Below are 21,243 nucleotides of genomic sequence, written 5' to 3'. Positions count from 1 at the left end.
ACTATCGGATTGTCGGATGGAGGTGGCTGCCCTCACTACTCCTAGGTGGCTGCCCCTCACTTGCTCGTTGGAGGCTGCCCCTCACCCTAACCCCGCCTGCGGGGAGAGAGGACGTGCCTCGATTGGGGCAGGAGCAAGCTGCTACCCTTCATAAGGCGGCGTCGAGAGTTTTCCCGGCCCGTGGATAAGCTAGGAGCCAGCGATGTTTTGATCGCACTAAGCTCAATCGTCTCGGCCGCGATGCGATCAATGTCATCACGCCGGTGAACGAATGATCCCCACTTTAAGACGACCGAGAAAATTGACCTGGAACGTATAAAAGAAAAAAAATAAACGTATAAATCGCCAAGAACACCATTATACCATCCAATGCAGTTCCTTTTTCGACTACCAACATCCCGGGGCGGATGCCTGTAGCGTATATAAACAGAGATATTATTACTGCCTCACTGATTATACCTGCTGCAATCGCATTGCAGGCCCCTCGTATGTCGTCGAGAAACCGAGGAATAAAAGCTAGCGAAACAACAATAGCGCCTAAACTAGTGCCCAGAGGAAAAAGATGGGTTTTAAAAAGATCCTCACTGAGGAAAAACAACAGAAAGAGAGAGAACAGCATCGTGGATGCATTCGTGGCGAATATTCCAATATAATTTATCTTCGAACGCTGATTTTCGATCATTAAATCCTATCCGTCCCAACTATTCCGCTTTGGGTATGATCATCAGGTGTCAGGCGCAAATAGCGACGGCGACCCAGCTTTCCCGATCCTCGTTTTATGGAGTTCACGACCTAGTAAGCAATCGAACGAGGACATCGGAAGGTGCAAAGTCGTACCCCGTCGCATCTCGTCGTGACCAGTTCAGTCCGCATGTCACTCCGTCTGCAGTGAGGCTTGGCAACCAGCGCTTAATAACCTCTACCAACGGAATTGGCACTGGCTTGAAGCCTCGGTACGCCGAGACCCTCTCGACGACTGCTCGGGCCCTGGTTTCAGCTGACTAAAATGGCATAGCGGTTTCGCCATACGCGTTAGTCGAGTTTGGGTAAACGCTGGCGCCCCGTATAGACAACCATGGAGGTGATGTCATGAGGCTTTGGCCAATTGGCATGACGCTTATCTTGAGGGTGACCCGGACGGGCTGGTCATTGTCCGACCGGATCTCATCCGTAATATAAGCATACCGATGGATGGGGTTCCAGCCCCATCCATTCCTCCATGACTATACGCCGGTCCTTGCCAACTTTCAACTATCCCTTGCCGGCGGAAACCGGTGCACGGCAGCGATTTTGCGGCGCCAGGAGGGCACGAGAACCGAGCGCGTCACCGCCACCTGCTCGTAGGCATGAATGAAATGAGACGGCCCGGCCAGAATGCCCGCATGCTTCACCATCGTGTCCGGTCGCCAACGAAACAGCAGCAGATCGCCCGGCTGCATCTGCCCGACGCCAAGTGCTGGTCCGAACAACCGGATGCCAGCCACCAGCAGCCTGTCCTCGCCGCCCCGTTCCGCCCAGTCGGGCGCATAGGGCGCCACCGGTTCCGGCTCTTCGCCATAAAGCTCCCGCCAGATGCCGCGGATCAGGCCGATGCAATCGCAGCCGATGCCGCGCGTTGCCCCCTGATGCCGATAGGGCGTGCCGATCCAGGTCTCAGCCACCGCGACGATCCGCTCTCCGGCGGCACTCATTCGAACAGCGCTCCGCCATCATGCAGCCGCTCGCCATCCACATAGGAATAGGCAAAATCGGAGCCCGGCACATGCGGAAAGCCGCGGAAATTGAGAAGGTTCGCAAACCTCCCCCGGCACGTCGAAACCGTCTTGTCGCAACCGGCCGTCAGCGTCACCGCCTGCCCGGGAACGACCGCCTGCTCCAGCGGCAACCAGAATGTCAGCCCCGCCTTGCCGTCGGCGCGTCGCTCGTGAACCTCGATATCCACCTGCGCCCCGCCCGCAAATTGTGCGACGCCACGGCCGAAAAATCCTTCCGCAAAACCGGACAGACCCGACACGACGATGCGGCTTTTATCGATCACCGCATCCACCACGCCATTCCCGCGCCAGGCCGAGAGGTCGACCCGGCAGCTGTTATCACCAAGGCTCGCGTCGCAGCGCCTGCCATAGACACGGCCCTGCGGCTGGCCCAGCCGATGCGCAAGGCTGCGCAGCTCTGCCTTGAAGGCGCCGCCCGATCTGGAAACTTCGCCGATCTCGCGGATATTCAGCAGCATATGCTGAGCGGCATCCGCCCAGTTGACCACGAACAGTTCAACCCGCGCGCCGTCATAGCGCCCGCTTGCGAGATCCGCCTCGTCGATCGCAGCGCTGGAGAGGCCGCCTTCCACCTCTTCCGCGCTGGCGGCCATGCCCAGCGCCTGTTCCGCCTCGCTCGCCGCAAAACCGGTCGCCGCCAGAAACGTCGTGCCGTCGAAGACCAGATCGCAGTCATGTTCGGTGAACCCAAGCACCACCGCGTCACGTCGCGTCACCCGCCAGCAATAGCAGATCGTCGTCGCCTCGCCTGCAAGATGGCCCGCCAAACCTGGCGGTATCGCCCTCATGCCAAAACCTCCGTCAATGGAATGGCCGGGATCCGCCCGGCATCGAAATGCGCCAGATTGATCTCGATCCGGTCGGTATCGAAGCGCACGGCCACGTCGAATTCAAACCCGGCCCGGACGATCTGGCCGACTGCCGGCACATGCCCCGCCGCAAACGTCACGGTGCCGGTCGTCGTATCGACAGTGATCGAGCTCGCTGGCTTCGCAACGCCGCCGACCGACACGACCACCGTTCCCGCCACCGGCTTGCTGATCCGTCGCTCCCAGCCGCCGGCCGCATCCGCATAGGTCTTCGTCAGCGAGAACGCAGAGGTCGCCCCATCGCCGACCCCGATCTGCTGGTCGCTTGCCGAGATCGCCTGTCCAGGGCCGCAGGATTTCCAGTCGACGGGATCGCGAAACCTGAAGCCGTAGAGCTGGCCGCCGCGCGCCTCGAAGAATTCCAGAACCGCATAGAGATCGGCAACCGATTTCACCCCGGATCCGGCCTCATAGCTTCGCCGCGAATCCCGCCAGCGCTGGTTGCGGCTTTCGCGGCCATTGGACAGGTTGACGATATCGGTCCGGCGCACAGGCCCGCCGGAGGCGCCAAGCGCCACCCGCAGGGGAAAGCGCACTTCATGAAATCCGCTCATCGCTGCTCCTCACAATCCTCTGTTTCCGCGCGAAACGCTGCGTGCCAGCATGGCCGAAATCTGGCCCTCGCTTTTGCGGAAGCTTGCCGCATCGGTCGCCGTCACGTTGAACACCACCTGCGCTCCCCCGCCGCCGCCAGCCGAGGCCACGCCGAGCGCCCCGTCCGCGCCGCGCCGAAGCGGCAGGATCGCCTCGGCACCCGCCTCGCCCATCAGGCCGGTGCCGCCGTCCATCGAAAAGAAGGTCGGCGCACGCACGACACCGCCATCGGCAAACGGCGTCACCGAACCGATCAGCCCGCTCACCGCATTGCCCAGCAGGCTTTCCAGCGGCTTCAGCCCTGCCGATAGCGAAATATCCGCCAGCCGGTTGCCGAGCCCCTTCAACACATCGTCCAGCCCCTTGCCCCCGGTCGTCGCCGTGCTCAGTGCACTGGTCAAAGCCCGGCCGAACCGGTCCGAACGCGCCTCAAGGTCCGCCATCACGCCAGACAAGGCTTCGGCCCCCGCCACCGCCGCGCCAAACGTCTCGTCATCTGGATCCATCGCATCCGCTCCCGTTCACATCGAAGATCAACCGGCTCGCAAAATCACGCTCCATCCGGAAAAGCCCGCATCAGCGTCTGCAGCCCGGCACGCTCGATCGACGTTGCGCGTTTCACCAGACCACCGGTTGCGGCAAACAGTTCTCTTGGCGTCAGCGCCCAGAATTGCGGTACGGAAAGCCGCAGCAGGCAGAGACCGGCATGCATCGCCGCATCCCATGGAAAAGGCTCAAACACCTGCGCCTTCCCGCCCGCTGCGGCCATCAGGGGTTTGCCGGTGACGGTCCTTCATCGGTGCCGAAGGCAGCACTCAGCAACTCGCCGACGATCCGCGCGCAGGAGAGGATCCCGCCATCGACGCTCATCGCCGCCGCCTCGTCGTCGGTGATCAGGTTGCCGCCGCCGCGAAGGCCGGCCCCGATGATGCGGATCATGTCGGCTGCCTTCATCCGCCCGGAGGAAAACCGCCCGGCGAGCTCCGTCAGATCGCTCGCCGCAAACGCCGTTTCCAGTTCTGCCAGTGCGCCGAGCGTCAGACACAGGATCCGCCGCTCGCCGTCCATTTCAGCCTCCACCTCGCCGCGCCGGCGGTTGGCCCGTCCATGCATGCCCATGAAATCCCCCTTTCATGCTCCTACAATGCTGTAAAACTCACGACGCCGGCGGATTCGAGCGCAATCTCGAACCGGATTTCACCATTGTGCTCGCCGGAATATTCGAGCGCCGTCACCTGGAACGCCCCGGCCAGTGTCGCGAAACTGGGAATGATGATCTGCCAGGAGAGGATCGTGCCGGCAAAGAACGTGCTGCGCACCAGCGCGTCGCTTGTGCCGTCCTTGAAGATCCCCGAACCGCTCAGCGATGCCCGCTGCACCCCCGCCCCGCCCAGAAGTTCGCGCCAGCGCCCGCTGCTTTCGGCATCGGTAATGTCGACCGTTTCCGCGTTGAAGGCGATCCGCCTGGAGCGCAGTCCCGCCACGGTCAGAAAAGTCCCGCTATTGTCCACCTTCAGGAGAAGGTCCTTGCCCTTCTGTGCCACCATGTCCCGATCCTTTTCCAACCGCTTTCAAGTATTGATGCTTTCGGCTTTCGCGCCGACCTGCTACAGCCGCGGGACACATCCCCTTGCCCGCTTCCCATCGCGATATCGCATTGACCAACTCCCCCCTCCGGTCCGCCCGGACCATTGGCGTTCTCGCCATCACGCAACTCATCGGCTGGGGCACCACGTTCGAAAGCCTCGGCGTTCTCGGTCGCTCCATCGCGCCCGATCTCGGCCTCGCCAACGAAATGGTGTTTGCCGGACTGTCGGTGATGATGCTCGCCAGCGCCTTTTGCGGCCCGCTTGTGGGCCGGCTGCTCGGCCGCCACGGGGCGGCCAAGGTTCTGGCTGCCGGTTCCGTATTCTTCTGCGTCGGGTTGCTCGTGCTGTCCTTCTCGAACGGCCTGCCGCTCTATGCGGTCGCGTGGATCCTGCTCGGTGCCGGTGGCGCCTTCTGTCTGTCAGCGCCGGCCTATGCCGCGGTGGTCGAGCGTGAAGGCACGAAGGGTCGTCGCAGCATCACCATCCTGATGCTGTTTACGGGCCTCTCCGCCACCATCTTTTGGCCGCTGCTCAGTCTCGGCAACGATCTCATCGGCTGGCGCACCACGATGATGGTCTGCGCTTTCCTGCATCTGTTCGTCTGCGTGCCTCTTTACCTCTTTGCGCTGCCGAAGCCGATCGGCTGGGACACAGCAGAGGCCGGCGTCGATGCGCCCCCGGTTGCCTTTACCGCCCGGCAAGGCAAGCTCGCCTTCCTTCTGGTCGCCACCGCCACCACCATTGCCTCCTTCGCATCCTACGGCGTGTCGCCATCGCTTCTGGAACTGTTGCGGCAATCCGGTGCGACACCGGAATTTGCCCTGCAGCTTGCCGCTGCCCGTGGCGTCATCGGCATTTCGGCGCGTGCCTTCGATATGCTGCTCGGCAAGCGCGGCAATCCGTTCATTACGGCCGTGACCGGCAATAGCTTCATGATGCTCGGCTTTCTCAGCCTCATCCTCCTGCCGTCGTCGACTGCAACGCTGTGGATCTTCATCGGCCTTTACGGCATCGGCTCGGCGGTCCTGCAGGTCGCAAAGGCGCTGCTGCCGCTCGCCCTGTTTTCACCGCGCGACTATGGCCGCCAGGCCGCACGGCTGTCCATGCCGCAGAACCTTGCCAATGCGCTCGCCCCCGTCGTGTTCACAGCACTGCTCGATCGTTCGGGCGCTCTCACGGTTCTCGTCGTCACCGTCCTTCTGGCAGGCTCGGCGCTTACCGGCATCCTCTTCCTCATGCATCTCGTGCGGCAGAGTAACCGGCTTGCTGCCTCTCACTCGGTCACCGCACGATAGCGCAGCTCGACCTGAAGATACCGCGTGTTCGGCTCGCGTCTGGTGCGCGATCCCGTCCGCAACAGGCTTACCAGCACAAACCCTTCCAGCGTCAGCGCCGCATCGTGCAGCAGCGTGTCCACCCGGCTTGCGATCTCCTGCGCCTGCCGACGCCCTTCGGCCTGCGACCAGACGGTGATCGTCAGGCTATGCGCCTCGCCCGGTTCCGTGCCGGTCGAATAGTCGCGCGTCTCCCACTCCCCGAAGGCGATCGCCGGCAGCTTCGGCTTCGGCAGCAGTCGGTCATGAACGCCGCCTTGACCGACCAGCGCCGTCAGTGCCGCGTCGCCGGTCAGCAGCGCATGGACCGCCTTCATCAGCGCATTGTTAGCGGATGTCATGGGGCCTGCTCCTCGCATTGGCAGACCAGATAGCGACCGGTCTCGTCAGGGTCGCGCACCAGTTTCAGCAGGAAGATCCGCGCGCCCTTGGTCAGCCTCTGGCCGGCTGCGACATCGCTTCGAAACCGGATCCAGATCCGGTGACTGACCGTGCCGACTTCCGCGCTTGCCGCTTCCGTCACCACGAACGAGACCGGCTCGATCTTCGCCCAAACGGCCGCCACCGATTGCCAGGTCACACTCGCACCACCCTGACCGTCGGATACGGTAACCGGCGCTTCCAGCTCCAGCCGGGCAGTCATCTGGCCCGGATCGAGAAACACCACCATCACAGCCTCCGCATGCGAAAGGGCGCGATCAGCCGCTCGTAGCCATCGGGAATCCCGGCGGGCTGCTGGTCGGGCGACAGCACGCTGCGGAAGGCGAACATATGGCCGATATGGATCAGCATCGCCCGCTTCAGCGTATCCGGCACATCGGTCCCGGCCTCGCCATAGCCGGCGGAAAAATCAATCTCGATCCCGTTCAACGCTTGGCCGGGATCGATCGTCGAGCGCAGCCAAAGCCGCGCCGGTCGCCCCTTGCCGTCGAGCAGATGGTCTTCAAGCGACACATCAACCGCAGTGCCTGCAGCATCGTAAACCGTAACAGTCTGAATCGCTTGCACGGGAGACTTGAGGATGCGGATCACGCCGTCGCAGGGCCAGCGGTCGAGATAGAGCCGCCAGGACTGCGCCATCAGGCATAGGCCCGTCTCACGCTCCAGATGCTCGCGGGCAGTCGCAATCAGCGATCCGATCAGCGCATCCTCATCAGCGCCGTCAAGACGCAGATGCGCCTTTGCCTCGGCAAGCGTCAGCGGTTCCGCCAGGGGCGGATTGGTCTGGGCATAGGTCATGGGGATCCTCGTCGAAGATGATATCCGGCCCTGCCCCACCCTCTCCCCGCCGCTGCGGGAAGAAGGTGGCGATGGCCGGATGACGGGCAGTTCCGGCAAGCGTCGGTACGCTTGGCCGATCAGCTCACGGCGAACCGCACCAGCTTGATCGCCTCGAAGTTCTGCACCCCGCCGCCGACCCGCTTGGTGGTGTAGAACAGCACATAGGGCTTGGCGGAATACGGATCGCGCAGGATGCGCACGCCGGCCCGATCGACCACGAGATAGCCCGAGCGGAAGTCTCCGAAGGCAAGCGACGTCGAGCTTGCGGCAATGTCAGGCATTTCCTCGGCTTCTGCGATCGGAAAGCCCATCAGCGAGGCGGCCTGGCCCGCACTTGCCGGCGGCCGCCACAGGTAGTTGCCGTCGACATCCTTGAACTTGCGGATATCGGCCTGCACCTTGCGGTTCATCATGAACGTGCCGTTCTGACGATGACCGGCCTTGAGCGCGTAGATCACCTCGATCAGCGTGTCGGAGGGATTGGTCGCCTTCCAGCCGCCGGCAACGCCGGTTGCGATATAGCCGAGACTGCCCCAGGCCCAGCTCGAATCGGCAACAGCCGTATAGGCAAGAAAGCCCTTCGGCTTGTTTACCCCGTCACCGCGCACGAAGGCATCGCCCTCCTGCTCGGCAAACACGATGTCCACCTCGCCGGCGATCCACGCCTCCATGTCCACAGCCGCATCGTCGAGCAGCGCCTGGGTCGCGGCCGGCATGGCGTAGAGTTCCATCGTCGGGAAGGCGAGTTCGGCCAGAAGCGGCGTATTGGTCTGCGGCCGCGCCGCCGTTTCCGCCACCCAGCCGGTGGTTAGCCCCGTCGTCGAGAACGGTTTCTTCAGGACCGAGGTCGAGACGGTGCGCACGGTCGAAAGCGCCCGCATCGGCGACACGACAGACACGCGGCGGCCGATTTCCGTGTCGGTCTCCGGCGGCACGAGATAGCCGCCATCGGCGCCGACCCCGACGGAAAACGCCTTCGCCTCCAGCTCGCGCAGTCCATTGTCCTCGCCGCGACGGATATAGGCGTCGAACCCCGCCTTGTGCTCCATCGCCTCAGGCGAAAGATCGGCACTCTGGCCATACCCACCCCGGCCACCGAGCGGCAGCCGCGCCTTCTTCAGCGCCAGCTGGTCCAGCACCCGTTTCTGGTCGTCCATCGCCCGGTTGATGCGGTCCACCTTGTCTCGGGTCACCACGTCGGCGGTCAGCTTCTGCTCGATCTCGCCGAGCCTTCGGTCGTTGACGTCCTTGAACGCCTCGAACGCCTCCATGAATTCGTCGAGCGCCGCCGTCACCGTTTCCGGCACGGCTTTCACTTCCGGCGCCACGGCGCCACTTCCCTGCACATGTCCCGTCATCATGTCCTGTCCTTCTCCATTAAACCTTGTTCTGCCTGAACGACGATCTCCACATCATCTTCGCCGCCCGCCGCATCTGGCGAACGAGCTCCGTCTCGCGGTCTCGGAAAAACCGCTGATGCTTGACGTCGGACACCCGTGCCGATGGCAGCATCGGAAAGGTCACGACGGAGATTTCCCAAAGATCCGCCTCGAGAATGCGCCGCACCCCCGTCTTGGCGTCGGTGCGGGCCCGCACCGTTCGAAACCCGATCGAGAGCCCGTCGAGCGCACCGGATTTCATCAGCGCCAGCACCTCCCGCGATCGCGCCACGCCCGGCGAAAGCACGCCCTCGACGAACAGGCCGCGACCATCCTCGCGGATCGTCTTCCAGGCGCCGATCGGCTCGTTCGGGTCGTGTTGGTAAAGCATGCGCACCCCGGTTGCGCCGCGTTCGATCAGCGAGGAGAGAAACGCCCCCCGTTCGATCCGGTCGCGACCGAGATCGACCTCGCCGAACACGCTGGCATAACCGGAAAACGTGCCGTCACCGGCAATGCCGGCCAGTTCCAGATTGGCGAATTTGCGCACATTCGGGCGCATGGGTGGGCATTGCCCGCGGTCAGCGTGCATCGGGATCTCCTGCAATGTCATTGGAATTGCTGCACCCCATCCGCTCGCGGCGACTGCCGCTTGCAGCAGAGGAGGTTCGTCGTCGGGAGCGCCTTACTCCCTGCGGCGCCCGTATCGCTCGGCTAAGCGCGACAGCGCGCCCAGCACCCACCAGGCCGAAAGGCTGGCGGCAGCCGATCCCGCCAGCAAGGTCTCCGGCTCGGGAAGCTCACCGCTGATCCCCAGCCGTGCCATCAGCCAAAGCCCGGCCGGACCGCCGAAGATCATCCCGCAGGCCACCCCGGTCAGAAACCGGCTCGCCGCCTCGTGCCCGCTTTTCGGCAGGAGATAGACCAGCGAAACGCCCGCACCCGCCACCGCACCTGCGGTCCGCGCAGCCCACACGCCAAGCGTTCCCGGATCATGCCCAAGGTCAGCCATCGTTAAACTTTCTGGGTTATGTTGAGATTGTCAGCCGGAAAGCGGATCTCCATCCGCAACCGCCAAGGCCGCGCGCATCTTCACGCGCCACATGAGGCCTTCAGGTTTTCATCAATCCCCTGAATCGCTTGAGAGACCGCGTTGACGAGTTGAGTCAGGGGTCTGAGAAGTTGAGTCGAGCAGGCTCAAGCGCCGACAACTCGGAAAAGCTCAGTCGAAACCGTCATCGTCATCATGGTCAAGGGCCGACGAGGCTTGCCTGGCATGCATGATCGAGACGACCAGGACCCGGTCGGACTGGATGACATAGTCCACATGTTAGGGCGTTGCGACGAACCGCCTGATGCCCTCGACCGGAGCAACCATCGTTCCGACACGCGGCTGCTCGGAAATGAGCCGGATCGTTCGCTTGATCTGATCCGAAAACGCGACGGCTGTCCGCCGCCCGAACTGGGCCAAGTAGGCCCGTTCCCTCTGGACGTAGCGTATCGCCTCTTCCGAGAGGGTGACCTTCATCAGGCAGCATCCTCGCGGTTGAGACGGTCGAGCTCTTCGAAGAACTCCTCCGCATCCACGGTCCGCCCCGCCTCGATATCCGCCAGTCCACGGCGGATGCTGAGTATTTCATTCCCCTCCGCCATCAGATAATATTTCAGCGCCCGAACGATCACCCAGCTTCTGCTGCGATCGGATGTCTCGGCGATCTTCTCGATGTCGTCGAGAATGTCCTGCGGCACGCGCAAGGTGATCGGGTCCGAGAGAGCGGGCTTTTCGGCCTTCTTGTCAGAGTTGGCATCTGCCATGACGATCTCCATCTGTAATACACCGTATTACAAAATACACCCTGCGCCGCGATCGCGCAATCATGCCGAATAGCCGACCGCCTCTCGCTTTTCGTCCTCGGTCAGGAAGCCTGCAGCGCCGATCCGCGCCCACAGCGCCTCACGCTCGGCCGAGAGACCTGCCACCCGGTCGAGATCCGGTTCCAGCCGCAATCCCTCCCCGAGCGTATCCGAAAGCCAGGCGGAAAAGCTTGCGGCCGTTCGGGCAATCAACGGCAGCACCGTGAGCCGGTAAAGGGCGCGGTTGGCCTCCTGGTAGTTGGCATAGGTATTGTCACCGGGAATGCCGATCAGCATTGGCGGCACGCCGAGCGCCAGCGCAATGTCGCGGGCAGCACCGTTCTTCGCCTCGATGAAATCCATGTCCTTCGGCGAAAGCCCCATCGCCTTCCAGTCCAGCCCGCCTTCCAGAAGCAGCGGCCGGCCGGCATTTACCGCCCCCGAATAGCCCGCCTCCAGTTCGTCCTTCAGCCGCTGATACTGATCCGCGGAAAGATTGCCGCCGTCCTTCGGCTGGTAGACCAGCGCGCCGGACGGTCTTGCGGAATTGTCGAGCAGCGCCTTGTTCCAGCCCGCCGCCGCATTGGAAAGGTCGAGCGCTGCGCCAGCCGCCACCAGCGGCGACAGGCCACAATGGTCGTCGAGCGGGTGAAACAGCTTCAGGTGCAGCAGCCCCGGCCCGTCACGATCGACGGCAAGCCGCCGTGTCACCTGCCCGGCGCGATAATCATAGGCCGCAATCCAGCCGTCGCGCCCCTCGACGACGCTCACCCGGTCCGGCCGCAGCAAATGCAGTTCCCGCAGGTCGCCGCCAAGCGCCAGCGGCTCCACATAGGCATTGCCGGACAAAAGCAGATGCCCGTACAGCGCCTCGAAGAAATCCGGCCCGCTCTGGCGGCCGTTCGGACGTGCCAGAAGCGCCAGCGCCGGATGATCGGCTGCCTCGCTCGTCCCCCGATAGGCAAGCCACGGCACGGCGGCGGCAGCTTCGGCCACCATCCGCATGGCCCGATAGGCGATCGGGTTCTTCATGAACCCGGCCTTTGCCAGAGCCGCATAGGACCGCCCGGACCAGTGCGCCGCGCCATCGCCCGAAACAATCGCAAAGCCCGACGATAGCCCCGACGCTGCCTTGGTTTCCTGAGGCGGCGCGCTGCGGGAAAGCCCACGAAGCCGGAATGGAAATCTCATCGTCTCATCCTTCACTCGATCCGGGATCAATTCGCTCTGAAGACGTTCAGGCCGCCATCGCCGCATCGTCCCGCAGCGCTGCCGCGAACGCTTTCGCGTACCCCGCCACCCGCGCCGCTCGGTCATTGCCATTGATGATTTTTCGCGCCCCGACCCAGTCCGATTTCCCAGGGCCGAAATAATCGCCGAGCTTGCGGCCGGTGAAACTGCCGGCCCGCATGCCCTCGATCAGGATTTTTACTGCCACATCCATCTCCATGGCGCGATGAGGTGCCGTGATGAGATCGATGCCGGTCAGCGCCGACATTTTCTGGTAGTTGCGCCTGTGGGTCAGCTGCACGAGCCCCCGCCCCAGCCAGGTGCGGCCATCGGCATCGTAACGCCAGTACGGCGTCTTCACCGTGCGCAGCCGGCCGGCGCGATAAGCGCTTTCCAGCCGCGCCACCGCAATCTGGTCGGTCTTGGCCAGCGTTTCGCGCACCGGCTGCATCGTTGATGCCGTCTCATGAAACGCTGTCGCCAGAACATAGGCGAGCGCTGCGGGGCCCTCCACCGGCTCGCGGGCCTCCCAGGCGTCTAAAACAGCAGCCAGCCCGGCCACCTGACCACTTCGAAGCCGACCGCTGAAAGGGTTCTGCCGCACGCCGCCATAGAAAAATCCACGCTCGTATCCCATGTTAATCTTGACCCCTTTACCGCGTTCGAAGGTTTCAATCGGATTAGAAAAAAACTAAATCGTTTTAGTCTGTTAGTGACGATTTACTTCGGAGTAAGGATGTGGAACCAATCCAACCATGCGACGTTCATAGGGGCGCACCACCATGATGGTGCAGCGCACAATCCGGAGATCATGATGATGCAGCAGACCGCCCAGACAGCAGCCACGAAATCGGTGCCGCAGCACGTCCTCGAGCGCATGGAATCGGAATGGAAGCAGATGCGCGACAGCGCTCCGGCTGTGCCGGCTAAAAGCTGAATTGCAACTATTGGCAGTAGCCAACTGTCAGATATAGAACGCTTGAGCGGCCCTGTCCGGGCCGCTTTTCGTTGCGCGGTTCACCAGAAGCGCCACACCGGGCCTAGGCTCAAATCCCCCTGACGCGCGGCTCGCCCTGGCCGTCCAAAACAAGCGCCGTCAGCGCCCAGACCAGCGCATCCAGCCGGTCCGGCGAGCGTCCCGATGACAGTCCGTTGGGACCGAAATCGCACATCTGGTCCTCCAGCTCCGCAAACCGTCCTGCATGCACCACCCGTCCCTGCTCGTAGAGGGCTGCGACCGGTTCTGCGCGGGCAAACTTTCCGCGGGATGCATGCACCACCGTTACCGGCAGGTTGGCGTCGATGCTTTTCAGCATCGCCGGCACCATGTCGCCGCCCTGGTTGCCCTCGGCCACGACGCGGTCGGCCGAAAACCGCGCATAGGCCTTCACCACGGCCTTCGCCCAGCCGCCCGGCGTATGGCCGGTCACCGAACAGTCGGCCAGCACCACCGCCCTACCAGGCGAACCTTCGCTTGCCTCGACACCCGCCACAACGATGCCGCAGCAGGAGTTCTCGCCGGATCCCGAGGGCGGATCCACCGCCACCACGATGCGCCGCAGAACCCCGGTAAAGCGCGTCACGCAGGCCTCGAGGTCGGTGCGCTTCCACAGCGCGTCGTCGCGATCCTCGATCAGCTCGCCGCCAAGTTCCTGACGACCAAGTCTCGTCCCGCCATAGCGTCGCTCCAGCGCCGCGATAAAGCCCGGTGCCAGATTGCCGGCGTTACCGGCTGTGGAGATCTTGATCAGCCGCGTGCCGGGGTCGGCAATCAGTTGCTTCAGCACCGGCACCGGTCGCGGCGTGGTCGTCACCAGTTGGCGCGGATCGAGTCCCAGCCGCAGGCCGAACTGCAGCATGTCGAACGTTTCCTGCGCATGCTTCCATTTGCCGATCTCGTCGCACCACGCGTAATGAAACTGCGGCCCTCGCAGGGCTTCCGGATCCTCGGAGGAAAAGATCTGCGCCACCGTGCCGTTCGGCCAGACCAGCCGTTTGCGTGAAATCTCGAATTCGGGCCAGTGCCGTGCCGCAATCCGGCAGATGCCGGACACACCGCCCACCATCACCTCGCGGGCATCGCCCAGCGTTTCCGCCACGAGCGCGATGCGAAGATCGGACCGCTCTCCAGCCGCACACGCCAGCGCATGCACCCATTCGGCGCCCGCCCGCGTCTTGCCGGATCCGCGCCCGCCCATGATCAGCCACGTCCGCCAGTCGCCCTCTGGCGGCCTCTGTCCGGGAAGCGCCGTAAACGCCCAATCCCGGTCGAGACCGGCCACAAACCCGTCAAACGCGCTCTCTCCCGGACCAGGCTCGTCACAGCTCTCCGCCGGCACCGAGTCCGGAGCGCGGGGCACGCCCATCGCACCGGCCAAAACCATTCCGGCCTCCAGATCCCGTGCACTCTTCTCCCTGACATCAGCGATGCCAGACATGCCCGCCCTGAATGACCCGGATGCCTTTACCGCCTCACCCGTGATCTTCTCTGCGGCCCGCCGCATCTTGCGCTGGCTGGGTTCCTCTCGCTGGAAGCCTTTGCGCCACCCATCCCGGTGGGCCATCGCGTTTCCAGGCTTCGAAATACCCAAAGGCTGTTTCATTGGCGCGATCCTCGATCATCCGGACGAAGCGGGCCTTCGCCTCTTCGTATCCGCCGGCATCGGCCAGCCTGTCGGCCTCCACCTGCCGGTCGCGGGAAAGCTGACGCTGCAGCGCATCGACCTTTTCCAGCGTGCGCACGATCAGGCTCATCGCATCGGTCGCCGCCTTCACATCGGCCCGCGCCAGTTTCTGCGCCGCGTCACTGCCGTCAGCTGACACCGTGTCTCCGGCCTCGCCGGACAGCAGCCCGGAGGCTGCTTCGCGCATCATCCGAAACGTGCCGAACTGCTGGCGCATCTCCGCCGTCATCTCGTTCAAAAGCTGCCGCAGTTCATCTGCGGGCTTCAGCTCGGTTTCCGCAGACTTGAGCTCCAGCAGAACGTTTCGAACCGTCTCTTCCAGTTCGGCATCCTGCGTCACGTCGTCATCCGCGTCGTAAAGCGGTTCGTCCGTCCACAGGCCGAACAGGTCTGGATCAAAACCGGCGAGAGCATCGGAACGGTTCATGGCAGATCTCCACAGCCGAAAACCCGCCGCGCCGGCTTGCCGTCGCACGTTCGGTTTCGATATCGATGTCCTGGAAAAAAAAAGGGCCCGGAGGTCAATCCGAGCCCTGACTGGAAGCCTTGCGGCGGTCGGGGCGTGAAGCCTCTCCCGACGCAACTCTTCGACTATGCCTAAACACTACCCGACAACCGTCACGCCGTCAAGGATTAAATTCCTATCTCGAAAATTTTACCGGAGCCGCTTCTTTCTCACGTCCCGCAGAAGGTGCGCGCAACCTTCTGTTCCGCCGTCGGCGCAATCGCGTAGTCGGCAAATTCCGGCCGCTCTTCGAACGGTTTTTCGAGCGCCTCCACCAGCTTTTCAAAGAAGCTGAAATCACCGTAATTGGCAGCCGCGATTGCTTCCTCGATCCGGTGGTTGCGGGCGATCAGCCACGGATTGACGCCGCGCATCTCTGTTGCCACGTCCGCCGGGCTGCGGCCTTCCTCGGCCAGGCGCTCGTTCCATTTCGGCAACCATTCCCGCAGCTTGGATGGATCCGCGAAACAGGCGAGCAGGTCGTCGTCGTGTCCTTCCGCGGCGTTGCAGAGCGCTCGGAACGTCCGCGTGAAATCCGCTTCGTTTTCCTCCATCGCAGAAAGCAGTCCCTGCACGAGATCGCCATCACCGTCGCGCGCGGTGACCAGACCGAGCTTTGCGCGGAACACCTCGATCCAGTGCGCCTGGAACGTGTCGCCGAATGCCTTCAGGACAGAATTGGCGGCTCCCACCGCCTTTTCTTCGTCGGCATCGATCAGCGGCACCAGCGCCTCGGCAAGCCTTGCGATGTTCCACTGGCCGATGCCCGGCTGGTTGCGATAGGCGTAGCGTCCCTGCCGATCAATCGAGGAAAACACCTTCATCGGGTTGTATTCGTCGAGAAAGGCGCAAGGACCGAAATCGATCGTCTCGCCTGAAATCGTCATGTTGTCGGTGTTCATCACACCATGGATGAAACCGACGCCGAGCCAGCGGGCAATCAGCTCCGCCTGCCGGTCCGCCACGGCCTGCAACAGCGCCAGATACGGGTTCTGCGCGCCCATCAGGTCAGGGTAATGCCGCTCGATCACGTAGTTCGCCAGCGTCCGCACGCCCTCGGTATCGCCGCGGGCGGCAAAGAACTGGAACGTGCCCACTCGCACATGGCTTGCCGCGACCCGCACGAACACTGCGCCCTGCTGCTCCTGCTCGCGCTGAACGAGCTCACCGGTCGAAACCGCCGCCAGGGCCCGCGTCGCCGGTATGCCCAGCGCATGCATGGCCTCGGACACGACATATTCGCGGATGACCGGCCCAAGCGCTGCCCGCCCGTCACCACGGCGCGAAAACGGCGTCGGCCCCGCGCCCTTCCACTGGATGTCGCGGCGCTGTCCGGCACGGTCCATGACCTCGCCGATCAGGATCGCCCGCCCATCGCCGAGCTGCGGTACAAAATTGCCGAACTGGTGCCCAGCATAGGCCATGGCGAGAGGCGATGCCCCCTGCGGCACGACATTGCCGGAAAGCACGGATGCCAGACGATCAGGATCCGAAAGATCCGCCTCGACGCCCAGTTCCGCTGCCAGCTTCTGGTTGAACCTCAGAAGCTTCGGCCCCTCCACCGGCTCCGGGTAGACGGAAGCGAAGAACCGATCCGGCAGGCGGGCATAGGAATTGTCGAACTGGAACACGGGATCTCTCCTTCGGCCCTTTCAGGGGCTTGGTCTCGGGTATGTGCTTGAGTCTGGTCTGTGGCGTATCCCCAATATGGGGTCTCGCGCCTGCGGAACAAGCAAGATCAGCCCTTATTGCCCGCCTCCAACCGCACCCCGAACCCGAGCAGAAACGTCACCAGCGCCGCGGCTGCGGACGTCCCGTAAAGCCAGTAGGCGACCTGCCCGGGATCGCCTTGCGACAACTGCCGTGTCAGCCCGGTCGCTGCCGCGATCATGCCGGCCAGCGCCGAACCGACGGCGTAGCCGGCCGTCGACATGGTCGGCAAAAGCGCGCTCGCCCGGTCGCGCTCCTCGTCGCCGGCGGCCTCCATCGAGGCCTGGTTGATCGCCGCCCAGGACAGGCCGAAACCGGTACCGATCGCCATCTGGCTCAGGATCACGAGCAGGATCTCCCTGACGTCGATCGATATCGCGATCATCAGGAAGCCGGCGAGCTGGAACAGCGGCCCGGCCCGCATCGCAAAATGGCGTCCTTTCAGAGACTTGATCCGGCTGGAGGCCATCGCGACCGCGCTCCAGGTCAGTGCCATCGCCACCACGATATAGCCGACCGCCGCCGGTCCGATGCCCCACACGTCGCGGATGATCAGAGCAAGATAGGTGGCACCAGACGCATGGCCCGCCGACATCAGGAACAGCATCCAGAACCCGTGGCCGAGCACCGATCCCAGCCTGAAAGCGCCAGCCGGAAACAACCGCGGCCCGAGCTTTCCGTCTGTCGTCACGGTCAGCGCCAGCGCCAGTGATCCCAGCACCAGACAGGCGACCTGCCAGCCGATCACCCCCGTTGCGGACGACAGTGCGAAAATGAAGGACGCAGTCACACAGAGCGCCACGGCCAGAGGCGCAAACGCGGCCTTTGCCGCGCTGCCGGTCTCGGGCGTCGTCAACAGCGTGAAAAGACCAAGCAGGATGAGAAACGGCGTCACCGCTAGAAACGCGGCATGCCACGAAAACGCCTCTGCGAGCAGCCCCCCGATCAGCGGCCCGAGCAGAGCCGCGACCGCCCAGACGGTCGCCTCCACCGCAAATACCTTCGCCGTCACCGCGGACGAGAAATTGGCCGGGATGAGGCTGTAGCAGATTGCCACGATCAGACCGTCGGCAATCCCCTGCAACAGTCTGCCCGCAACGATGAAGAAAAAGCTCGGTGCCAGAACCGCCATCAGACCGCCCAGCGAAAACAGCGCCATGGACCAGAACAGGCTGGATTTCACACCCAACCGATCGCGGAGATAGGCAGCACTGGTGCCGCCGGCGATCGAACCGATGAAATAGAGGCTGTAGACCCAGCTGAACCAGTCGCGCCCGCCAAGTTCGGCGGCGGCCAGCGGCATGGCGGCAACAATCGCGAACTGGTTGAAGGCATGCAACCCGATCCCGGCGGAGATCAGCCCCAGCATCAGGCCGTTCCGGCCGGACAAAAGCGTTTTCCATCCGGTGTCTGTTCTTGTCAGCACGGCATGCTCCCCGGTTCATCCGCAAGGCTTTCCCGCCCGCAGCAGTGGCGGCGCAAAGTCCCCCGGTCAACGGTCAAGGATCGATTTTGGCGCGCGTGACATTTTAGCTACAGCTTTCCAAGCCGAACGCACTACATTGATCCTCATAACAAGCAGTCGTTGAAAACACGGAGAAATCATCATGAGGAACACACTCGTTCTCGCCGCAGCTCTTGCAGCCGGCCTCTCGTCCGCAGCTCTCGCCGCCGATGCGGTTGAGACCATTCCGAGCGCGCCAGTCGCCTACGAAACAGCTCCGGCATTTTCCTGGTCCGGTCCTTACCTCGGTATCCACGGCGGATACGGCTGGGGCGATGCTGATATCGAAGGCGCTGGTTCCCAGAACTTCGACGGCGCCCGCATGGGTGGCTTCGTCGGCTACAACTGGCAGTTCTCCAACGGTTTCGTTGCCGGTGTTGAAGGCGATGTCAACTACGACTGGAACAACGACGATGTCGCTGCTGGCGTCGATGCCGAAAGCGGCTTCTCCGGTTCGGCCCGTGCACGTCTCGGTTACGCCATGGACCGCACCCTGATCTACGCAGCAGGCGGCTGGACAGCCACCAATGTTGAAGTCGACACGCCGGTTGGCGACGACGACGACACGCTGCACGGCTGGACCATCGGCGCTGGCGTCGATCACGCCTTCACCGACAACCTGTTCGGCCGCGTCGAGTATCGCTACAACGACTACGGCAACGGCAACCTCGCCGGCGCTGATGTCGACTTCAACCAGCACGTCGTGCAGGTTGGCCTCGGCGTGAAGTTCTGATCGCGTCAAGCATCTGATTGTATGAGGAGAAGGCTGCCGCTCGCGCGGTGGCCTTTTTCTTTGGAACTTGTTCTTCAGGGATTTCGACCACTGTCCCGGCCATCATCATCACGGCAGGATCAGGCTCCCGTTGCGAGAGGTTCGCTTAACTTTCCTGTATTAGACGGGACTTGTCGGCTCTTTGCCCGTCGTCCTGCCGATGACGTCGTGCGCGACGTAAATCAGCCGGGTTGCAGTTTCGTGTTTTGACTATTTTCGGAAGTTTCTGCGCATGCCGTTTTCCCCATCGTCTCGCGGGGCAGACCCCGGGAACCGCAAAGGGCCAGGCCGCCGCACCAGACACGGCCTTGGCCCCGCTCTGGCGACGCCTGCGGCGGTATTGGGCTTCGGTGCGTTTCTGGCGCTTTTCGGCTGGGCGGAATATTCCAACTGGAAGACACAGGTCGCACGGGTCGAAGCGGCACTGGAACAGACGGCCGAAGCTATTACCCAGCATGCCGACGACGTGGTGGAAATGTCGCGGCTGCCGCTCGCAAGCCTGATCTCCAAGATCGAGGAGAAGGACGGCGAGGCCGATCTCGCCCAGGCGATCGACGCGCTGATGAAGCGCCAGCTCAGTGCGTCGCCCACACTCGATACGCTCTCCTATCTCAATGCCGATGGCCAGATGGTTGCGACCTCGTCGGCAACACGCCCCGCCGGGGTCTCCTATCAGGACCGCGACTATTTCAAATTCCACAAGGCCAGCCCCTTCCCGCTCCCGGTCCTCGGAAAGCCCATCCTCAGCCGGCTGACCCAGACCTGGGTCCTGCCGATCTCGCAGAAGGTGATTTTACCGGACGGCACGTTCGGCGGGGTTGTGGTCTCCACCATCAAGGTCAACCATTTCGTCAATTTCTTCAGCCGCTACGATATCGGGTCCGATGCCTCTTTCCTGCTCGTTCGCGGAGATGGCGTGGTTCTCGCCCGCGCGCCGATGGCCGACAGCATTCTCGGTCAGGACATGTCCAAGAGCGATCTGTTTGCCCATGTCCGCCAGACCCGCGTCGGCGCCTTTCATTACCAGTCACCGATCGACCAGACGGCGCGGGCGGGTGGCTTTCACCAGAGCCAGCTGACCGGCTTGGTGGCGCTCGCGGCCGCATCGGAATGGCAGGTGCTGATCTCCTGGGCGTCGACCGCGAGGACGCGCTGGATCTATGCGGCGATCCTTCTCATCGCGGCCGGGTTCGCCACGGTCTACTGGCGCCGCCAGATGCAATTGCGCCAAGAGCGCGAAGCGCTAGTGGCCGCGCGCGAGGCGGAGTTCCGCCTGCTCGCTGAATCCTCCAGCGACCTCATCACCCGGTTCGATGAACACGGCATCCGCGAATATGTCTCGCCCTCCTCGATCGGCATCCTCGGGCTCGAGCCAGAGGACCTGATCGGCCGCAGCATCTTTGCCGGCATGGCCGAAGATACCGAATTCCTGGTGCGCCAGGCAACGGAGCGGCTCGGCAGTGGGCCTGGTCATGAGAAATTCCTGATCCGCCACGTCAAACCCGACGGCGAGGAAGTATGGCTGGAAACGGCGATGAGCCGTCTGCCGGCCTCGCATCCGGCCCAGGCGCCGCGGGTGGTTGCGATCACCCGCGATGTCAGCCGCCACAAGCGGGCGCAGGACGAGCTCGATCTTCTTGCCAATACCGACGACCTGACAAAGCTTGCCAACCGGCGTTTCTTCAACGCCCGGTTCGAGGCGATGGTGACGGCTGCGAACCGTTCGATGACGCCGCTGTCGCTGCTGATGATCGACGCCGACCGTTTCAAGCTTTTCAACGACACCTATGGCCACGCGGCCGGCGACGAATGCCTGCGCGCGATCGCACAGGTGGTACGGTCAACCGTCATCCGCCCCGGCGATGTCTGCGCCCGCTATGGCGGCGAGGAAGTGGCGGTGCTGCTCGCCGCAACCGACGCGAAGGCCGCGCATGCCATCGCCGAAAGCATCCGCGTGGGCGTCGAAGAGATCGGTCTGGAACACGGCAGAAACCCACCCTCCAACCGCGCCACGATCAGCGTCGGCCTCGCCACGCTCACCCCCGGCCAGGACCTCGTGACGACCTCGCAAGCCCTCTTCAAGCGCGCCGACGAAGCCCTCTACAACGCCAAGGCCGCAGGCCGAAACCGGGTGGAGACGGCGGGGAGCTAAGCTCCGCCCAA

The 21,243-nt window shown here is 63.3% G+C and carries 25 protein-coding genes; 4 read left to right on the top strand and 21 right to left on the bottom strand.

Going from position 1 to position 21,243, the window contains the following annotated elements:
* Positions 1–1,247 precede the first annotated feature (1,247 nt).
* Genes ASF70_RS11175 through ASF70_RS11145 form a run of 7 tightly spaced genes read right to left on the bottom strand, consistent with a single transcriptional unit; the run spans position 1,248 to position 4,785 of the window.
* The gene (locus ASF70_RS11175) at positions 1,248–1,691 is read right to left on the bottom strand and encodes an NlpC/P60 family protein (protein WP_062579706.1); all 444 of its coding nucleotides are present in this window, start codon (positions 1,689–1,691) and stop codon (positions 1,248–1,250) included.
* Positions 1,688–2,563 carry a DUF2163 domain-containing protein gene (locus ASF70_RS11170; protein WP_062579704.1) on the bottom strand — a complete coding sequence of 292 codons (876 nt, stop codon included), beginning with the start codon at positions 2,561–2,563 and terminating at the stop codon, positions 1,688–1,690. Before ASF70_RS11170 ends, ASF70_RS11175 begins: the two co-directional genes overlap by 4 nt.
* The gene (locus ASF70_RS11165; protein WP_062579703.1) at positions 2,560–3,198 is read right to left on the bottom strand and encodes a DUF2460 domain-containing protein; all 639 of its coding nucleotides are present in this window, start codon (positions 3,196–3,198) and stop codon (positions 2,560–2,562) included. The genes ASF70_RS11170 and ASF70_RS11165 overlap by 4 nt, the downstream gene beginning before the upstream one ends.
* A 9-nt stretch (positions 3,199–3,207) precedes the next feature.
* Complete coding sequence (locus tag ASF70_RS11160) at positions 3,208–3,744, bottom strand: phage tail tape measure protein (protein ID WP_062579701.1); 537 nt, start codon at positions 3,742–3,744, stop codon at positions 3,208–3,210.
* Between the two features lie 44 nt (positions 3,745–3,788).
* Positions 3,789–4,007 carry a rcc01693 family protein gene (locus ASF70_RS11155; RefSeq protein WP_062579700.1) on the bottom strand — a complete coding sequence of 73 codons (219 nt, stop codon included), beginning with the start codon at positions 4,005–4,007 and terminating at the stop codon, positions 3,789–3,791.
* Positions 4,007–4,351 carry a gene transfer agent family protein gene (locus ASF70_RS11150; RefSeq protein WP_082471889.1) on the bottom strand — a complete coding sequence of 115 codons (345 nt, stop codon included), beginning with the start codon at positions 4,349–4,351 and terminating at the stop codon, positions 4,007–4,009. The genes ASF70_RS11155 and ASF70_RS11150 overlap by 1 nt, the downstream gene beginning before the upstream one ends.
* A 26-nt stretch (positions 4,352–4,377) precedes the next feature.
* Positions 4,378–4,785: a phage major tail protein, TP901-1 family gene (locus tag ASF70_RS11145; RefSeq protein WP_062453448.1), complete on the bottom strand. Its 408-nt coding sequence runs from the start codon at positions 4,783–4,785 to the stop codon at positions 4,378–4,380.
* A gap of 83 nt (positions 4,786–4,868) precedes the next feature.
* Between ASF70_RS11145 and ASF70_RS11140 the strand changes: the two genes are divergently transcribed.
* Entirely contained in the window at positions 4,869–6,122 is a 1,254-nt protein-coding gene (locus tag ASF70_RS11140; protein ID WP_244474010.1) for an MFS transporter, read from the top strand.
* On the opposite strand, the gene ASF70_RS11135 is transcribed toward ASF70_RS11140, so the two are convergent.
* The 10 genes from ASF70_RS11135 to ASF70_RS11090 form a co-directional block, all read right to left on the bottom strand.
* On the bottom strand, positions 6,101–6,502 hold the full coding sequence (locus ASF70_RS11135) for a DUF3168 domain-containing protein (RefSeq protein ID WP_082471866.1): 402 nt from the start codon (positions 6,500–6,502) through the stop codon (positions 6,101–6,103). The genes ASF70_RS11140 and ASF70_RS11135 overlap by 22 nt on opposite strands.
* The gene (locus ASF70_RS11130; RefSeq protein WP_062453451.1) at positions 6,499–6,834 is read right to left on the bottom strand and encodes a phage head closure protein; all 336 of its coding nucleotides are present in this window, start codon (positions 6,832–6,834) and stop codon (positions 6,499–6,501) included. Before ASF70_RS11130 ends, ASF70_RS11135 begins: the two co-directional genes overlap by 4 nt.
* A complete protein-coding gene (locus ASF70_RS11125) occupies positions 6,831–7,400 on the bottom strand; it encodes a head-tail connector protein (RefSeq protein ID WP_062579691.1) in 570 nt (189 codons plus the stop codon). The genes ASF70_RS11130 and ASF70_RS11125 overlap by 4 nt, the downstream gene beginning before the upstream one ends.
* Before the next feature lie 119 nt (positions 7,401–7,519).
* On the bottom strand, positions 7,520–8,803 hold the full coding sequence (locus tag ASF70_RS11120; protein WP_162237974.1) for a phage major capsid protein: 1,284 nt from the start codon (positions 8,801–8,803) through the stop codon (positions 7,520–7,522).
* A gap of 16 nt (positions 8,804–8,819) precedes the next feature.
* Positions 8,820–9,413, bottom strand: coding sequence for an HK97 family phage prohead protease (locus ASF70_RS11115; protein WP_062579689.1), 594 nt, complete (start codon positions 9,411–9,413; stop codon positions 8,820–8,822).
* A 93-nt stretch (positions 9,414–9,506) separates the two neighbouring features.
* Positions 9,507–9,833, bottom strand: a complete 327-nt coding sequence (locus ASF70_RS11110; protein ID WP_062579687.1) for a DUF6107 family protein — start codon at positions 9,831–9,833, stop codon at positions 9,507–9,509.
* A gap of 318 nt (positions 9,834–10,151) precedes the next feature.
* Positions 10,152–10,349 (bottom strand): type II toxin-antitoxin system RelE/ParE family toxin, encoded by a 198-nt coding sequence (locus tag ASF70_RS11105; protein ID WP_062579686.1) that lies wholly within the window; start codon positions 10,347–10,349, stop codon positions 10,152–10,154.
* Positions 10,349–10,636 (bottom strand): ribbon-helix-helix protein, CopG family, encoded by a 288-nt coding sequence (locus ASF70_RS11100; protein WP_062580215.1) that lies wholly within the window; start codon positions 10,634–10,636, stop codon positions 10,349–10,351. Before ASF70_RS11100 ends, ASF70_RS11105 begins: the two co-directional genes overlap by 1 nt.
* 60 nt (positions 10,637–10,696) lie before the next feature.
* Entirely contained in the window at positions 10,697–11,866 is a 1,170-nt protein-coding gene (locus tag ASF70_RS11095) for a phage portal protein (protein ID WP_062580213.1), read from the bottom strand.
* Between the two features lie 46 nt (positions 11,867–11,912).
* Positions 11,913–12,548 carry a hypothetical protein gene (locus ASF70_RS11090; protein WP_062579684.1) on the bottom strand — a complete coding sequence of 212 codons (636 nt, stop codon included), beginning with the start codon at positions 12,546–12,548 and terminating at the stop codon, positions 11,913–11,915.
* A 93-nt stretch (positions 12,549–12,641) separates the two neighbouring features.
* Between ASF70_RS11090 and ASF70_RS11085 the strand changes: the two genes are divergently transcribed.
* The gene (locus ASF70_RS11085; protein ID WP_062453459.1) at positions 12,642–12,842 is read left to right on the top strand and encodes a hypothetical protein; all 201 of its coding nucleotides are present in this window, start codon (positions 12,642–12,644) and stop codon (positions 12,840–12,842) included.
* 109 nt (positions 12,843–12,951) lie between these two features.
* Here ASF70_RS11085 and ASF70_RS11080 read toward each other — a convergent pair whose 3' ends face one another.
* From ASF70_RS11080 to ASF70_RS11065, 4 genes are all read right to left on the bottom strand, one after another.
* A complete protein-coding gene (locus ASF70_RS11080; RefSeq protein WP_156461812.1) occupies positions 12,952–14,289 on the bottom strand; it encodes a terminase family protein in 1,338 nt (445 codons plus the stop codon).
* 88 nt (positions 14,290–14,377) lie between these two features.
* Entirely contained in the window at positions 14,378–15,016 is a 639-nt protein-coding gene (locus ASF70_RS11075; RefSeq protein ID WP_062579682.1) for a hypothetical protein, read from the bottom strand.
* 248 nt (positions 15,017–15,264) lie between these two features.
* Positions 15,265–16,725 carry a protein adenylyltransferase SelO gene (locus tag ASF70_RS11070; protein ID WP_062579679.1) on the bottom strand — a complete coding sequence of 487 codons (1,461 nt, stop codon included), beginning with the start codon at positions 16,723–16,725 and terminating at the stop codon, positions 15,265–15,267.
* Positions 16,726–16,832: 107 nt separating this feature from the next.
* On the bottom strand, positions 16,833–18,230 hold the full coding sequence (locus ASF70_RS11065; RefSeq protein WP_156461811.1) for an MFS transporter: 1,398 nt from the start codon (positions 18,228–18,230) through the stop codon (positions 16,833–16,835).
* 181 nt (positions 18,231–18,411) lie between these two features.
* Between ASF70_RS11065 and ASF70_RS11060 the strand changes: the two genes are divergently transcribed.
* Together ASF70_RS11060 and ASF70_RS11055 are read left to right on the top strand one after the other, a co-directional pair.
* Positions 18,412–19,041, top strand: coding sequence for an outer membrane protein (locus ASF70_RS11060; RefSeq protein WP_062453463.1), 630 nt, complete (start codon positions 18,412–18,414; stop codon positions 19,039–19,041).
* Positions 19,042–19,312: 271 nt separating this feature from the next.
* Complete coding sequence (locus tag ASF70_RS11055) at positions 19,313–21,232, top strand: diguanylate cyclase (protein ID WP_082471864.1); 1,920 nt, start codon at positions 19,313–19,315, stop codon at positions 21,230–21,232.
* Positions 21,233–21,243 lie beyond the last annotated feature (11 nt).

It is taken from the genome of Rhizobium sp. Leaf321 (assembly GCF_001423215.1).
Lineage (GTDB): Bacteria > Pseudomonadota > Alphaproteobacteria > Rhizobiales > Rhizobiaceae > Neorhizobium > Neorhizobium soli.
The sequence above is the reverse complement of the archived record's forward strand: the minus strand, read 5'-3'. Positions and strand labels throughout refer to the sequence as shown.